Below are 15,099 nucleotides of genomic sequence, written 5' to 3'. Positions count from 1 at the left end.
ATTGAATTAGACCACTTTAAGATGAGGGTATGAATTTAGGCCTCGACCCGGACGATTCGCGGACGCTGCCAGTGCAGATTGCGGCAGCCATCCGCGAGATGGTTGCCACTGGCACACTGTTGCCAGGCGAGCAGATAGATTCAACCCGTACCTTATCGGCGCAGCTAGGCGTCTCGCGCGGAACTGTGGTAACCGCTTTCGATCAACTCATCGCCGAGGGCTACCTCGTCGCAAGCACCGGCTCCGGAACCCGCATCAATCCTCGCCTCCACCCCACCAAAGCCCCCGCGACCGCCCCGAAATCGCACACCCCACCGCCCCTCAACCGGGTGGAGCTAACCCCCGGCCTACCCGATACAACGAGCCTCATCACCCCCGAATGGCGTGCTGCCTGGCGCAACGCCGCCGCGCTTGCCAACGCTCCCCTTCTAACCCAAGAAATCGGTCACCACCTCCGCCACATGCGCGGCCTTGCGGTAGATCCGGATCGCATCCTCGTTACCGCCGGTGCGCGTGAGGGGCTTGCGTTGTTATTGCGGGGCGTCGGCAAGCAGCTGCGTATTGGCGTGGAATCGCCGGGTTATCCCAGTCTGCGCAAGGTACCGGAGGCTTTAGGCCATACCCTCGTGGAAGTACCTACCGATTCAGAGGGTGTGCGTGTTCCGCTAACGGACCTGGATGCACTCATCGTCACTCCGAGTCACCAATATCCGTACGGCGATTCCCTCTCGGCTGCTCGTCGAACGGAGCTGGTGCGGTGGGCACGGGAGACGGGAGTACTCATCATTGAGGACGATTTCGACTCCGAACTGCGCTACGTAGGCCAACCTTTGCCCGCGCTGACTGCCCTCGAGCCCGAGCACACGGCGCTGTTGGGCACGTTTAGCTCGGTGATCTCCCCGACCATCGCTTGTGGATATCTCGTCGTCCCGGAGCAGCTGCGCGAGCCACTTGTGCAGCAGCGCCAGCTTTTTGGGCAGCCCGTGAGCTCTATTACCCAAGATGCGTTGGCGGGGTTTATGGCCAGCGGTGCGCTGCGCCGTCACACCGGCAAAATGCGCCGCGCTTACCGACGCCGCCGTGACCTAGTCACCGCCACCTTCCGCACGCTACCTGGCGTCGAGCTGCTACCAATTCGCGGTGGTCTGCACGCTGTGTTGCTCTGCGAACGCCCAGCGGCAGCGGTGGTCACACGGGCAGCGGAACAGGGAATCGGCCTTACTGCACTAGCTGATTACTGGGGCGGAGAGGAAGCACCAAACGGAGTCGTATTGGGCTTTGGCCACCTCAGCGACTTGGAATTGGCGCTAGCACTCGCTGCGGTCGCAGAAGCCGCATCTCTTTAATGGGTAGAATCTCGCGCTGATTGCGCACTCATGCGCGTGCGCAGCCAAGCCGCCTACGAGCATGCCCGGCGGCACTGAGCCGCGTGCAGGAAAGCCAAAAGGGCCACGCAAAGAGCGTGACCCTTTAGTTGCTGCGCTAACGGTTTACTGCGGTTGCCTAGGACGTTACTTATCCTCAGCCTTTTTAGCGCCGGCTAGCTGCGAAAAGTTCTCGTTGAAATCCTTAAATCCCTTCGAGAAGGTGCCGAGGTTGTCCATGAAGCCGCCCATGATGTCCATCGGCAGTGGGAAGACGATGGTGGAGTTCTGGTCTGCACCTAACTCCAGCACCGTCTGTAGGTAGCGCAGCTGCAAAGCTGCCGGAGCCTTACCCAGCTCCTCCGCGGCTTCTCGCAGCTCGCGGGAAGACTGCAACTCGCCGTGTGCGGAGATGACCTTGGCGCGACGCTCACGCTCGGCTTCTGCCTCGCGGGCAAGGGCACGCTGCATCATTTCTGGGATTTCCACGTCCTTGATCTCCACGATGCGGGTGATAACACCCCAGCGCTCGGTCTGGCCGTTGATGATATTTGCAAGATCCTCGTTGAGTTCTTCGCGGTGTGCGAGGAGATCATCGAGATCCGCGCGGCCCAACAGGCTACGCAGAGTCGTTTGCGCGATTTGCGACGTAGCGACGGCATAGTTTTCCACTTCCAGCACGGCCTTGAGCGAATCCGTCACCTCGAACATGACCACGGCGTTCACGCGCACGGAGACGTTGTCCTTGGTGATGATTTCCTGCGGAGGGATGGTAAGTGTCACCACGCGCTGGTCCACGCGCTCGAGCTTATCGATGCCCGGCCACATGAAGTGCAGGCCCGGCTCCATGAGCGGACGCAGATGGCCGAATCGGAAGGCCACTCCGCGCTCGTACTGTTTGATGACTTTCAGCGAGTACATCAAAAAGACGATGATGAGCGCGACGATGATGCCGATGACGATCGGCCAGAAAACGAGTGCTGACATTAGCTAGCTTCTTCCTTCTTGCGTTCCGAGCGATAACGGCTGGACTTGCCGTATTTCGAACCATAGCGGTCGATTTGGGCGGCCAGCTCGGCTTCACGGTTGTCCATTTCGGGGACGACGATTCGCGGCGCATTCGATGGCGTATTCCACAGGTGGCGTGCCAACGGATAGACACCAAGACCGGTAATCACCAAGACGGTGGCAAGGGTGATAAGCACCTCGGACAGCGAGTGGTTGGTAATTAGGGACGACAGCGGGAGCAGGTAGCCCATGGCGGCCACCGCGAGGGCAATGCCGCGGTGGAAACGACCAGAGTCGGAGTGTGGCCATGGGTCGAGCTGCCGGGTGACTTCCCTGCCATGGTGGGAGACCGTGCAGGCATCCTTCACTGGACAGGTATTGCACACCGTGGGGTTGGCGCGGTAACGCATGACGCGGTTTTCCGGGTCAAAGCTCGACGGCCAAAGCCACTGATCTTCAGGGCACTGCCAGGCGTCGTGTTCCTCCAAGTAGCGGAAAGTGCCAGCGCGGTTAGCCATGGTGCGGTTGGCGGTTTGCTTCGCCATAGCATCAAAGCCCCACGCTACAACCAGAAGAAACAGGCCGTAGCACACCGCCAGGAGGGTAAAGATTCCTGGAGCTTGCATTATGTGTCCCTACTTCTTCTGATCCGGCTTATTCTGATTTGGCTTCTTCTGGCCAGGATTACCGTCCGCCCGCTTGTCGGAGAGGTAGGTGCCGCCCCACTTGGTGCGCGATTCGAACTCTGGGTCCTGTGGGCCAGAAGCTGCAGAATCGCCGCGGCCCGAGTCCGGGGCTTGCTCTTCAACGAAGGCGCCACGCTCGTCGATGTAGCCATAGCGGCGGCCTGCCACTCGTCCAGTGCTGTGCGCGCCGTCGCGGGTATCCACACGACCCTTTCCGCCGGAGACAAGGCCGACGCTGGAGGCAGCGCCCGCGACGGGCACCTCGCCGGCGTGATCGTCGTCGTCAGGCGCGATGATGCTAAACAGCGGATCCTTCGGGTGCTCTTCGATGGTCGGGATTTCCTTGTTAAACAGCACGCCCTTGAGCGCCATCCATAGGAACGGGATGATGCCGGCTAAGAACATGACGTCGCCAGGCATGCGCAGCCACTCCATGATGAAGTTGCCAGGCTCGGTGATGTAGCCCAGGGAACGTGCCTCGACGTATCCGGAAGCCACGGATTCGTAGAGCTGCATAACGCCCAACGGGAGCAGCGAAATAACAACCATCCACAGCAGACCGATGTTCTGCAGCCAGAAGGACCACGCCATGGCCTTGTCGGACCACTTTTCCTTCGGGATAAGGTAGCGCAGCGCGAATACGGACAGGCCGACGGCCAGGAAGCCGTAGACGCCCATCATGGCGCCGTGTGCGTGGTTTGCGGTCAGCGCGGTACCAATCTCGTAGTAGGAGACGATTGGCAGGTTGACTAGGAAGCCGAAGATGCCGGCGCCCAAGAAGTTCCAGAAGCCAACTGCAACCAGGAACATAACTGCCCAACGGTGTGGGAATGGGCGTTCGCCGGAGGCGCGCTGACGGGAACCGAGCTGCATGAAGGTCCAAGCCTCAACGGTCAGCAGGGTCAGCGGCACGACCTCGGCAGCAGAGAAGAAAGCGCCAAGTGCCATGTGCTCAACCGGGGTACCGGAGAAGTACAGGTGGTGCATAGTGCCCAAAACGCCACCGGTGGAGTACAAAATAATGTCCAAGAAGATGATGCCGAGGGCGATCTTCTCGCGGATGACGCCGAGAAGCACGAAGACATAGGCCACCATCACGGTGGTAAACAGCTCGAGGAAGTCCTCCACCCACAGGTGGACGACCCAGAAGCGCCAGAACTCGGCAACAGAGATATGGGTCTCGGAGCCAGCCAGGTTACCCACTGCATAGAAAGCAGGGATGGCGATGCCGGCGTAGAAGAACAGCCACGGCATATTGGACTTGTGTTCGTACTTCAGGCGGCCGCGCAGCTGGCGGAAGATGATGCCAATCCAGACAAACATGCCCACAGTGAGCAGAATCTGGAAGAAGCGCGGCAGGTCAAGGAACTCCCACTGCTGGGAGAACAGGGTGCCTTCCTTGATGTAGCCCATGGTAGACAGCCACTCGAAGGCCATGGAGCCAAAGACCACAAACGCGATGGCACCGAGCAGGAACCAAACCAGCCAGTGCTGCTTCTTCGGTTCCTTCTTGCCCACGAAAGAGGCCAAGAAAATACCGGCAGCAAGCAGGCCGCCTGCAGTCCACAGCAGCGACAGCTGGAGGTGCCAGGTGCGCGAGACGTTATACGGCAGGATTTCCTGCAATGGGATACCGAAGAAGCCGGTCAGCTCCGTGCGGTAGTGCTGCGAGGCTGCACCCAGGAGCGCCTGGATGAGGAAGAGCAATGCGATGACAAGGACAAACCATGCCACGACCTTCTGCGACTTGGTAAGACCTACTTCGCCCGGCTGGGTGAAGTCGAGGTTTGGCGCCTCTTCTGCGTGCCAACCAATGGACTTAGACCAACGGCCATAAATCGCGAAGATAAGGCCGGTGCCGCCGATCAGCGCGATAAGCGAGAGCACAGACCAGACCACGAGGTCTGCGGTCGGGCCGTTATCCACGCGTGGCTCAGCCGGCCAGTTGTTGGTATAGGAGTAATCGTGGCCCGGGCGCTCTGCCGCAGAAGCCCATGCAGTCCAACCGAAGAAACCAACAAGGTTGTTGATCTGCTTTTTGTCTGTAATGAACTCAGATGGAAGTCCCTTGTTATGAGAGTCTTCGCCAAAGTACTTCGCGTAGTAGTCCTTGTTGGACTCGAAAGCAGCGATTTGGTTATCGGTCCACTTCAGTACACCAGTTGCTTCGTCGTAGCGGTTGGTGCGGAACTCCTGCTGGACTGCTTCTTCTGGAGTCGCGTCCGAGGAGATGAAATCGGGATAACCGTTGGCGTCGTTAAGCTCGCGTGCCTTATCCAAAGACATGCGGAGGTATTCCGCCGTGTAGTCAGGGCCTAGGTAGGCGCCGTGTCCCATGACGGAGCCGTATTGCTGCAGGCCGCGGGTTTGGTAGAGAGCCTGACCGTTCAGAATCTCATCCTTGGTCAGGATGGTCTCACCGGTGGTTTCGGAAACAATCTTTTCCGGAAGAGGCATAGACGCGTTGTAAGTGCGGTACGCCAAAAAACCCATGACTAGAAAGCCAAAGATCATGACTAGGGCGACGCCCTGCACCCACACGCTGCTGAGCTTAAGGACCGGCTTGCGGCGGTCCTCGTGGCTAGTAGTGGTGGACATATATTTTCCTGTCTTCTCAATGTGCTGACGCTTAGACTGCGCGCCAAGGTGTCCCGAGTCAGAAGGCACCCACACCGATTATGGACGGAAAAACTAGAGTTAAATAGCCGGGCACGCGCCCACCTTCCCCAAAGGCGGTCATACGGAAGGTTGACACCCGCCAATAGCTAGACCATTCCCCCATTGCCGATTTTCAGCTAATTTTTATATCTCCCCAAGTGAAACGCAATAAAACACTTCGACCATACTCCCCGATTTGCTTTAGCTTTAAAGCGATTTCCCAACGGTGTTAATTTAATCACCATTTGCAAAGCGCTGAAAAAATCAGAGTACATACAGGTTAACGCCACCAACCCCAACCCCAAAAGTTGTTTAATTCGGATTTTGTCGTATTATTTTAAGCATGACTTTCGCAGAGCACACCAAGCGCAACTGGCTAATCACCCTCTTTGCCGCCATCTTCCTCGCGGCGATTGTTTCGATGATCTTCCTGAACGACCCGCACCAAACCGTCACGGTCGCAATGGTCTTCATTGCGGCTGCCTTACTACTCTTCGGCGGCATCCTAGGCGGCTGGTACCTCATCCACCAGCGCGCAGGCTCCCAAAAATAAACTCGCGCTAAACTCACACCGCGACTAACGGTCGGCTACCTGCCGACCGCTTTGTCTGTTTTTATTCATTTCACTTGCTGGGCAAACGTCAAATTTTCTCCACATCCATGCCCATTATGAACCGCTTGGTCTAGTCTTTGCTCATGGCTACAAAATACGACACCAGCAACCTTGAAAACCTCGCCCTCGCTACCCGCTGCCTGCACGTAGGCCAGGATCTCGACGGCTCCACCAACTCCCGCAACGTTCCGATTTACCAAACCACCTCCTACGTATTTGATTCGGCCGAGCATGCCGCCGCTCGCTTTGCGCTTGCCGACGCCGGCCCCATCTACACCCGGCTGACAAATCCCACGGTGGACGCACTCGAGCGTCGTCTAGCGGCGCTCGAAGGCGGCGTAGCCGCAGTCGCCTTTGCCTCTGGGCAGGCGGCAGAAACCGCCGCCATCGAAACGCTGGCTGGCGCGGGCGACCATATCGTGGCCTCCCCTCGCCTCTATGGCGGAACGAATAGCCTTTTTACCCATACGCTGCACCGTCTCGGCATTGAAGTAACTCTGGTCGAGGATCCCGATGATCCGCAGTCATGGCAGTGCGCTGTGCGCGGAAATACCAAGGCCTTCTATGGAGAGACCTTCGGCAACCCGGTGGCAGATGTGCTGGATATTCCAGCAATCGCTGAGGTAGCGCACGCAAACCAGGTGCCGCTGATTGTGGACAACACCATCGCTACCGCGGCGCTGGCGCGCCCGTTAGAGCTCGGCGCGGACGTCGTCGTCGCCTCCACCACCAAATTCTATTCCGGCTCGGGCTCGGCCATCGGTGGCGTCATCGTCGACGGCGGCACCTTTAACTGGACCGTTCAGCGCGACGGCAAGCCGGTATTTCCGTTCTTCACCGAACCCGACGAAAGCTACCATGGCCTGCGGTTTGCAGACCTCGGCGAACTGGCTTTCGCGCTGCGCGCCCGCGCTGGCATCCTCCGCGATACGGGTGCGGCAGTCTCGCCTTTCAACGCTTGGCTGACCTTGACCGGGCTGGAAACTTTGGAGCTGCGCGTGCAGCGCCACAACGAAAATGCCCAGGCAGTTGCGGAATTCCTCGAGGCGCATCCGAAGGTGGCCAAGGTCAATTACGCCGGCCTCGACTCGAGCCCGTATAAGACCACCAAGGAAAAGCTCGGCTACCAATACACCGGTTCGGTACTCTCCTTCGAAGTGGCCACCGAGTCGGGCGAACCGGCAGCGGCCACAGAAACCGCCTGGAAGTTCATCGATTCCCTCAAGCTGCATTCCAATCTGGCCAACATCGGCGATACCCGTTCGCTTGTGGTGCATCCGGCTACCACCACCCACTCGCAATCCAACGAGGAGGGGCTGCGGGTAGCTGGCATCACCCAGGCCACGATTCGCCTCTCCGTTGGCATCGAAGCAATTGACGACATCATCGCTGACCTCGAGCGCGGCTTCGCGGCCATCTAATCAAGAAGTCGCCATGACTGTGCCCAACTTGGCTTGTGAAGGTGAGCTCGAAGAAGTCGGCGTCGGCAAGCTGCGTACTGAAGCAGGCGCTGAAATTCCCGAGGTGTGTATTGCGTATCAGCGGTGGGGCGAATTCGCCGGTGACCCGCACGGCAAGAATAACGTCCTGCTCATCGAGCATGCACTGACCGGCGATTCCAACGTTGCCGACTGGTGGGCCGACCTGCTGGGCCCAGGCGAGGCTTTGGATACGCGAAAATGGTGCGTGATCGCCACCAATGCGCTGGGCGGCTGTGCTGGTTCCACTGGGCCCGCCAGCGCGCATCCCGACGACGGCCGTGCCTGGGGTTCGCGCTTCCCCGCGCTATCGATTCGAGATTTGGTGAGAACGGAAAGGCAATTCCTAGAAGCCCTCGGAATCACCCAGGTCCATGCCATCATCGGTGGCTCCATGGGCGGGGCGCGCACACTGGAGTGGACGCTGCTGTACCCGGAATCCATAACCGCGGCCTGCGTCATTGCGGTATCAGCGCGGGCTTCGGGCTGGCAGATCGGCATTCAATCCGCACAGATTTCTGCCATTGAGCGCGACCCGTTCTGGCACGGCGGGGATTACTACGCAAGCGGCAAAACGCCTCGCGAAGGGCTCGCCGCCGCACGCCGGATTGCCCACCTCACCTACCGCGGCGAACAGGAAATCGACGAGCGCTTCGGCGTCCAAGCACAACGCGGCGAGAATCCGCTCGGGCCTTACCGCGCGGGGAACCAGCGTTTCGCGGTCAACTCCTACTTGGACTATCAGGGAGGAAAACTCGCCCGCCGCTTCGACGCCGGCTCCTATGTAACGCTGACGGAGGCGCTCAACCGCCACGACGTCGGCCGCGACCGCGGCGGCCTCAACAAAGCACTAGCAACATCGACTGTTCCCACGATGGTAGTCGGCGTGGACACGGACATCCTCTACCCGTATCACCAGCAGGAACATATCTCGCGCAACATCGGCAACCTGCTGGCCATGGCAAAAATCGTCTCCCCCGTCGGTCACGATGCTTTCTTGGCCGAAGCCCGCCAGATGGACCGAATCTTGCGTAACTTCCTTACGCTCTCGGCACCTGACGGGCTGGAGTTGGAAACGGCTTTTAGCGGCAGCGAGTACTACATCTAAGACCCCAACGAATCGACTGAAACCGACAAGAACACCATCACGGCACCAATAACGCCGGTAAAGCACGCATCAAAACGGCGCGAGCGGACCGCGAGGATGCCGACGATTTTCGAGTCACAGCTAAGCCGCACCAACGAAAGCCAAAGCAGGCCTGCGCCAAGGACTACCGTGGCACGGCGCCAGTGCTCGGAAATCGCAAAAACCGCAGAAAGTGCAACGGCGGCACAAAATAGCCCCACGGCCGCCCACTGCACTGACGCGGGTAGGCGGGAGGGCCGCAGATTGGCGTCGTGCGGGTTATCGAGGTTTAGCTCCGGGGCCATCTACTGCTGGCCCGCCAGCTTTTCTGCGCGCTCCACGATGTTGGACACCAGGAAGGCACGGGTCAGCGGGCCGACACCGCCCGGGTTCGGCGAGACGAAGCCGGCCTTGTCCCAGACGTCTGGTGCGACGTCGCCAGCCAGCTCGCCATCAACGCGGGAAACTCCGACGTCGAGAACCGCGGCGCCTTCCTTGATCATGTCTGCGTTGAGCATATGTGCCTTGCCGGCCGCTGCGATGATGACATCGGCTGAGCGCGTCTCAGCGGCCAAGTCCTTGGTGCCGGTGTGGCAGAGCGTAACGGTGGAATTTTCACTGCGGCGGGTAAGCATCAAGCCGATCGGACGGCCAACGGTCACACCACGGCCGATGACGACGACCTTCGCGCCATCCAGCTCCACACCAAAGCGACGCAGCAGGTGAATGCAACCATTCGGGGTGCACGGCAGCGGGGCATCCTCGTTCAAAACCAGCTTGCCCAGGTTGACTGGGTGCAGGCCATCGGCGTCTTTTTCCGGATCAATCTTGGCCAGGATCTTGTTTTCATCCAAGTGCTTCGGCAGCGGCAGCTGCACGATGTAACCGGTACAGCCGTCGTCTTCGTTCAGCTCGTCGATGACCTTTTCCAGCTCCTCCTGGCTAATATCCGCCGGAAGGTCCTTGCGGATGGAGTTGATTCCCAGCTGTTCGCAGTCGCGGTGTTTCATCTTCACATAGGAATGCGAGCCCGGGTCATCGCCCACCAGCACGGTGGCCAGGCCAGGCTGGATGCCCTTTTCCTTGAGGGCCTCGACGCGGGTTTTCAGATCCGCGAAGATCTCGTCACGGTACAACTTGCCATCTAGTTTGGTTGCGCTCATGCGCTCCATCCTAGACTTATGCCCATGAGCCAGCTGCACATCGTCTTTGATAATCCCGTGATCCCCACCAATACCGGCAACGCAATCCGCACCGCCGCCGTCACTGGAGCGTCCCTGCATCTCATCGAGCCGCTCGGATTCAACTTCGATGACAAGCACCTAAAGCGCGCTGGCCTGGACTACCACGACCTTGCTGACCTGCACATCCACAAGGACTTCGACGCCTGCATGGACGCACTGCCCGGCGCGCGCGTGTTTGCTTTTAGCACGCATACCGATAAGTGGTTCACGGACGTCGAGTTCCAGGAAGGCGATGTCCTCCTCTTTGGCACCGAGCCCACCGGCTTGCCGCCAGAGCATCTTAATCACCCACGTATCACCGAGCAGGTGCGCATTCCGATGGTCCCGGCGCGCCGTTCGATGAACCTGTCCAACGCGGCGTCGACAGCCGTGTATGAGGCTTGGCGCCAGCTGGGGTTTAAGGGCGCTGTCTAGGACAATTGTCACAACGATTAGGTAAACCATCATTCGGTTAGGGTAACTTTATAACCGAATTTGAAAGGATGCCCAGTCATGTTGCCTTTGCACGTACGCTCAGGCGAGTCGACCTCCCACAACTCGGCCTACTCCCTGCCTGTCGGTTCTACTGTTACCCTGCGCCCCGAATGCCTGGATTGCATGAATAATCCAGCCATGGCCCGCCGCTTGGGCGAGCTGGGCATCCGCCCGGGAGCATGCCTAACCGTCGGCGCGCACGTGGCAGGCGGCGCGCGCATCGTCGCGGTTGGCTCCTGCCGCTACGCCATCGACCGCCAGACGCTGCAATCAATCGGGGTTTAGTGATGAGTGCTGTAACGCCCAGCTGCCATGGAAATCCGGGCGGGGCGCTGGCTCCCGCGGGCGCTGCCATCATCGCCATGGTGGGAGCGCCGAACTCCGGCAAGTCCACGCTTTTTAATGCGCTAACCGGTTCGAAGGTGCAGACCGGCAACTGGCCGGGCACGACCGTGGAGGTCAGCCGCGGCGCATGGAATATTGCGCATTCGTGTTGCCCGGCCGAGGTTGCCGATCTCATTGACTTCCCCGGCACCTATTCTTTGGATCCGCTCAGCCCAGATGAGGCGCTCACGCGCACCATGCTTTACGACGCCGCCCCTGCCGAGCGCCCCGATCACGTCATCGTCGTGGTCGACGCGACTGCGGTTGCGCGCGGGCTCAACTTGGCGTTTCAGCTCGCAGAGCTTCCCTACCGGCTCAGCATCGCGCTGACCAAGCTGGACGTGGCACAAGACCAGGGCTTACAGGTGGATGCCGATGCGCTCGCGAGGGCCACGGGAATCCCGGTGGTCTGTGTGGATGGCCGCCGGCGGGAAGGATTGGAGCGCCTGCGTGAGACGGTGCAGGCGTCCCTCACTGAGGAGCCACAGGTCCTGCGCGAAGACGCCAGCATCGACGCCCGCTTTGCGGATCTCGACGCCGCCACCAAAGCAGCGGTGCACATGCAGTCCCAGCCGGTCACACGTTCGCAGCGCCTAGATGCGATAGCGCTGCACCCGGTAGCGGGCCCGTTGCTTTTCCTCGCGGTGATGTGGCTAGTCTTTCAGATAACCACCACGGTGGCCGCTCCTCTGCAAGACGGTTTGGAGGCTCTGGTCTCAGGGCCCATCTCTGACGCAGCGCGCCACCTTCTGGAGACAGTCGGCCTTCAGCATCCGCTGGTAGAGGGCTTGCTTGTCGACGGCCTTATTGGCGGCGTCGGCATGGTCCTTACCTTTGCACCCCTAATGGCGCTGATGTTTTTGTGCCTGGCCGTGCTTGAAGATTCTGGCTATATGGCCCGCGCGGCAGTGGTTACGGACCGTTTCATGCGCGCCATCGGCCTGCCAGGCAAGGCATTTTTACCTATAGTTGTGGGCTTTGGCTGCAACGTTCCTGCCATTGCTGCGACCCGCGTGCTGGGTTCGCCGCGGCATCGCATCATGACCTCGCTGCTTATCCCGTTTACCTCCTGCTCTGCCCGGTTGGTGGTCTTCGTGATGTTGGCGGAGACCTTCTTCCCGGGTCATGCCGGCAGCGTCGTTTTTTGTATGTACGTCATCTCCATCGCTCTGCTTATTCTGGTGGGCTTGGTGCTGCGCGGCACGTTGTGGCGGGCTGTGCCGCAGGACCCGCTGGTCATTGATCTTCCGACGTATCAACTTCCCACCTTCCGCCTCGCCATGTCGGTGATGTGGACGAGGCTGAAGGGATTTTTGCAGACTGCCGGCGGCATCATCGTCTCCACGGTGGTGGTCATCTGGCTGCTCATGGCGATTCCCGTAGGCGCTGGTGGGGTTTCCCTGTCTGACTACAAGTCGCCAGCTCCTGAGGATTCAGCTTATGGCGCTATCTCGCGCAGCATCGCTCCGGCCTTTGCCCCGGCGGGCTTTGATTCTTGGTCGCTCGCGGGCCCGCTAGTGACGGGGTTCGTGGCCAAGGAAGCGCTGATTTCCACGTGGTCGCAGACCTACGCAGTAGACGACGTCACCGACGCCGCACCCGAAGAACAGGCATCGAGCCCCTTAAGCGAGAAGGTGCGCGCCGACTTCGCCACAGCCTCCGACGGAAATACGAACGCTGCAGTGTGGGCGTATATGCTCTTCCTGCTCGCCTATACCCCGTGCGTGGCAACGCTGGCTGCCCAGAAACGGGAGATTGGCTGGCGCTGGACACTCTTCGGTTTCGCGGTGCAACTATTCACCGCTTGGGCGCTGGCCGTCGCCGTCTTCCAGCTCTTGAGGCTGCTATGACCTCGCCCATTGTTCAGGTAAAGGACGCGATTTCCTCCGGCACCACCACCCGCGCCGGAATCGCGCACGTAACGGGCCTTGAAATCGGCACGGTCAATCTTGTGATTTCGCATTTGCTTTCCACCGGGGAGCTAAACGCCGAAGCGCTCAACTCCTGCCCCACCAGCGGATGCGGTTCCTGTGCTGCTGCAGCCCACTGCGGCACAGCCTCCGCCAACCTCGGACGAAAGCGCGGGCCGGTCTTGCTTAGTCTGCGCCGGCCTCGCCCGGCGCCGGCATCGTAGCCTCGTGCTCCATCGAAGGCAGCCGGCGTTGCCGCAGGCGGGTGAGAAGCTCGGCGGCGTCGGCAAGCGCGAGCTGCTTTCCCGCCATGCCCACGGGGCCGCGGACCAGATCGAAGCGGATGTTTTGCACGCCCAGCAGCTGATTGAGCGGGCCGGCTTGGACCGTCAGTTCCTGGATATGCGGAGTGCCCACGACCATCACCCGACGCGACAGTCTTCCTGAATGCACAACGGCGACGTCCTCGCCCACCAACGTGACCGCCTGCTGGCGCACATCCACCGGCGAGGCCAACCAGGCCTTACGCGGCGACACATAGGTGGGGTGGGTGTGCCCCTCTGGCTGGGCGTAATACTCGATCTGCGCGGCATCAAGATCGGAGACCAGCTCTAGTACGCGCAGCGCCTGCTCCCGCGTGCCCACCGGCAAGATGCGCGTGGAGCCCGACTGCTTGCCGCCGCCCACCGCGCCGTACCCGGCCACGGAAACCTGCACCTCGTACCAGCCAAACATGCGCCACAGCAGCGGCTGGGTAACCCGCACCGCGTGAATGCGCGAACGGCGGATGGTCTGGCGGCGGCGGTCAGCCAAGCCGTAGGAGATGTTGAGTACCTCATCGTGGCCGTCGTAGCGGGATTGGAAGCGCCACGAGGTATCGATGAGATTCCAAATATTGGGCACAAAGCCCACCACGATGGGCACCGTGGCGGCGCGGAAATCCGGCAAAGCGAGGAAAATCGCCATGACTACAACCGCAATCAGCGTGGGCAAACGCAGCGCCTCCGCCGCCAGCGTGCGACCAACGGGGATTTCTGGAATCAGCTGCCAGCCCTGCTCTTCCGCCGGAGCTACCTGCCCGACCGCCTCGGAACCGGCAGCCTCCGACCCCGCCGAACGGCTATGCACGTGGGTCAAAAGCTCCTCGCGCAACGCCATGGCCTCTTGCCTGCGCAGAAAGGAAATCTCAATGACAGAGGCCGTGCCGCCAGCTGTTTCCACGCGCACCGCAGCAAGGCCGAAAAGCCGCGCGATGACGGACTCCACCACGTCTACCGCTTGGATACGGTCATAGCGCGCGGAGCGAAAAGACGTGGAAATCACGCCATGACGCAGCGCCACCTCATCGGGGCCGAGCTTATAGCCCAGCTTGCGCCACCAGATGGCGGAGACATACCAAATGCCCAGGCAGACCACGACGAAGCCGCCGAGCCCCGCGAGCGTTCCAAGGCCAATGTCACTCCAGTGCCCGCCACGTAGGTAGGCCGCGATGTCGGAGAGCATCTCCACGTTGAAGTTGAGCACGAAAATGGCCAGAAACGCGAAGATAACCGACCAAAAGCGCAGCAGGGGCGTCAGCCGGTGCACACGGCGATAGCCTTCCCTATCAACTGGGGCGCGGTCCTTGCCCAGCCGGTGCCGGCCGCTCACAGTCCGCTCATCCTCTCGCGTGCCTTCACGGCAAGGCGCTCGCGCAATGCATCGGCGTCAGCGGCTAAAAGGCCTGCAATTTTCGCATCTGAGCTTGTCGACGCCGTGTGAATCTTCACCCTTTTCAGCCCCAAGGCCCGCTCGATTGGGCCGGCGGAGACGTCCACGAACTGGATGCGGCCGAACGGAACAATGGTCAGGCGGTACCACAGCTTGCCGCGGGTAATCACCAGCTCATCGTCGGTCTCCTTCCACCCCATATTCGCCACCTGCGCGGGGATGAGCCAGAGCAAGTAGACGAACCACGCTACCCAGGCTCCGGCGAACCAGTACCAAAATGAGCTGGCGAAATACCCCGCAACCGCGAAAGCGATAGCAAAGACTGCCGACCAGCTCAGGTGGTGAATATAGCGAGCTGTGGTCAGCTTCCGGGAGACCGGATGTATGTCTGGAGAAAGGGCGGAGCGCATGCCGCCTATGCTAACAAAGCCCTCAGACCCCTTG

15 protein-coding genes are annotated in these 15,099 nt (G+C 60.4%); 8 read left to right on the top strand and 7 right to left on the bottom strand.

Annotated elements, in window-relative coordinates:
• The first annotated feature begins 29 nt into the window (after nt 1-29).
• Nucleotides 30-1,346 (top strand): PLP-dependent aminotransferase family protein, encoded by a 1,317-nt coding sequence (locus QKB66_RS11415; RefSeq protein ID WP_414253330.1) that lies wholly within the window; start codon nt 30-32, stop codon nt 1,344-1,346.
• A 165-nt stretch (nt 1,347-1,511) separates the two neighbouring features.
• Here the strand turns inward: QKB66_RS11415 and QKB66_RS11410 are convergent, their stop codons facing one another.
• From QKB66_RS11410 to QKB66_RS11400, 3 genes are read right to left on the bottom strand one after another with little or no spacing between them, the layout of a single operon-like run.
• Entirely contained in the window at nt 1,512-2,351 is an 840-nt protein-coding gene (locus QKB66_RS11410) for an SPFH domain-containing protein (protein WP_061920695.1), read from the bottom strand.
• The gene (locus QKB66_RS11405; RefSeq protein ID WP_248092545.1) at nt 2,351-2,998 is read right to left on the bottom strand and encodes a hypothetical protein; all 648 of its coding nucleotides are present in this window, start codon (nt 2,996-2,998) and stop codon (nt 2,351-2,353) included. Before QKB66_RS11405 ends, QKB66_RS11410 begins: the two co-directional genes overlap by 1 nt.
• A gap of 9 nt (nt 2,999-3,007) precedes the next feature.
• Nucleotides 3,008-5,656 carry a nitric-oxide reductase large subunit gene (locus QKB66_RS11400; protein WP_311517752.1) on the bottom strand — a complete coding sequence of 883 codons (2,649 nt, stop codon included), beginning with the start codon at nt 5,654-5,656 and terminating at the stop codon, nt 3,008-3,010.
• A gap of 403 nt (nt 5,657-6,059) precedes the next feature.
• Between QKB66_RS11400 and QKB66_RS11395 the strand changes: the two genes are divergently transcribed.
• From QKB66_RS11395 to metX, 3 genes are all read left to right on the top strand, one after another.
• Nucleotides 6,060-6,269, top strand: a complete 210-nt coding sequence (locus QKB66_RS11395) for a hypothetical protein (protein WP_070518484.1) — start codon at nt 6,060-6,062, stop codon at nt 6,267-6,269.
• A 143-nt stretch (nt 6,270-6,412) separates the two neighbouring features.
• A complete protein-coding gene (locus QKB66_RS11390; RefSeq protein WP_248092549.1) occupies nt 6,413-7,750 on the top strand; it encodes an O-acetylhomoserine/O-acetylserine sulfhydrylase in 1,338 nt (445 codons plus the stop codon).
• Nucleotides 7,751-7,763: 13 nt separating this feature from the next.
• The gene (gene metX, locus QKB66_RS11385) at nt 7,764-8,915 is read left to right on the top strand and encodes a homoserine O-acetyltransferase MetX (RefSeq protein WP_414253329.1); all 1,152 of its coding nucleotides are present in this window, start codon (nt 7,764-7,766) and stop codon (nt 8,913-8,915) included.
• Here the strand turns inward: metX and QKB66_RS11380 are convergent.
• Together QKB66_RS11380 and QKB66_RS11375 are read right to left on the bottom strand one after the other, a co-directional pair.
• On the bottom strand, nt 8,912-9,238 hold the full coding sequence (locus QKB66_RS11380) for a DUF3017 domain-containing protein (RefSeq protein ID WP_248092551.1): 327 nt from the start codon (nt 9,236-9,238) through the stop codon (nt 8,912-8,914). The genes metX and QKB66_RS11380 overlap by 4 nt on opposite strands.
• Nucleotides 9,239-10,096 carry a bifunctional methylenetetrahydrofolate dehydrogenase/methenyltetrahydrofolate cyclohydrolase gene (locus tag QKB66_RS11375; RefSeq protein WP_096336518.1) on the bottom strand — a complete coding sequence of 286 codons (858 nt, stop codon included), beginning with the start codon at nt 10,094-10,096 and terminating at the stop codon, nt 9,239-9,241.
• 24 nt (nt 10,097-10,120) lie between these two features.
• Between QKB66_RS11375 and QKB66_RS11370 the strand changes: the two genes are divergently transcribed.
• The 4 genes from QKB66_RS11370 (at nt 10,121) to QKB66_RS11355 (ending at nt 13,169) form a co-directional block, all read left to right on the top strand.
• Nucleotides 10,121-10,591, top strand: a complete 471-nt coding sequence (locus tag QKB66_RS11370; RefSeq protein ID WP_061920678.1) for a tRNA (cytidine(34)-2'-O)-methyltransferase — start codon at nt 10,121-10,123, stop codon at nt 10,589-10,591.
• 78 nt (nt 10,592-10,669) lie between these two features.
• Nucleotides 10,670-10,936 carry a FeoA family protein gene (locus QKB66_RS11365; RefSeq protein WP_248092553.1) on the top strand — a complete coding sequence of 89 codons (267 nt, stop codon included), beginning with the start codon at nt 10,670-10,672 and terminating at the stop codon, nt 10,934-10,936.
• A 2-nt stretch (nt 10,937-10,938) separates the two neighbouring features.
• Nucleotides 10,939-12,885, top strand: a complete 1,947-nt coding sequence (gene feoB / locus QKB66_RS11360; RefSeq protein WP_414253328.1) for a ferrous iron transport protein B — start codon at nt 10,939-10,941, stop codon at nt 12,883-12,885.
• Nucleotides 12,882-13,169, top strand: a complete 288-nt coding sequence (locus QKB66_RS11355; protein ID WP_070518488.1) for a hypothetical protein — start codon at nt 12,882-12,884, stop codon at nt 13,167-13,169. Before feoB ends, QKB66_RS11355 begins: the two co-directional genes overlap by 4 nt.
• Here QKB66_RS11355 and QKB66_RS11350 read toward each other — a convergent pair.
• Both QKB66_RS11350 and QKB66_RS11345 read right to left on the bottom strand, forming a co-directional pair.
• Nucleotides 13,132-14,595 (bottom strand): PH domain-containing protein, encoded by a 1,464-nt coding sequence (locus QKB66_RS11350; protein ID WP_414253327.1) that lies wholly within the window; start codon nt 14,593-14,595, stop codon nt 13,132-13,134. The genes QKB66_RS11355 and QKB66_RS11350 overlap by 38 nt on opposite strands.
• A complete protein-coding gene (locus tag QKB66_RS11345) occupies nt 14,592-15,065 on the bottom strand; it encodes a PH domain-containing protein (protein WP_311517757.1) in 474 nt (157 codons plus the stop codon). Before QKB66_RS11345 ends, QKB66_RS11350 begins: the two co-directional genes overlap by 4 nt.
• Nucleotides 15,066-15,099 lie beyond the last annotated feature (34 nt).

Origin of the sequence: Corynebacterium sp. c25Ua_89 (genome assembly GCF_047459735.1) — a bacterium.
Lineage (GTDB): Bacteria > Actinomycetota > Actinomycetes > Mycobacteriales > Mycobacteriaceae > Corynebacterium > Corynebacterium simulans.
Note: the sequence above shows the minus strand (reverse complement) of the source record. Positions and strands in the feature narration are given on the sequence as shown.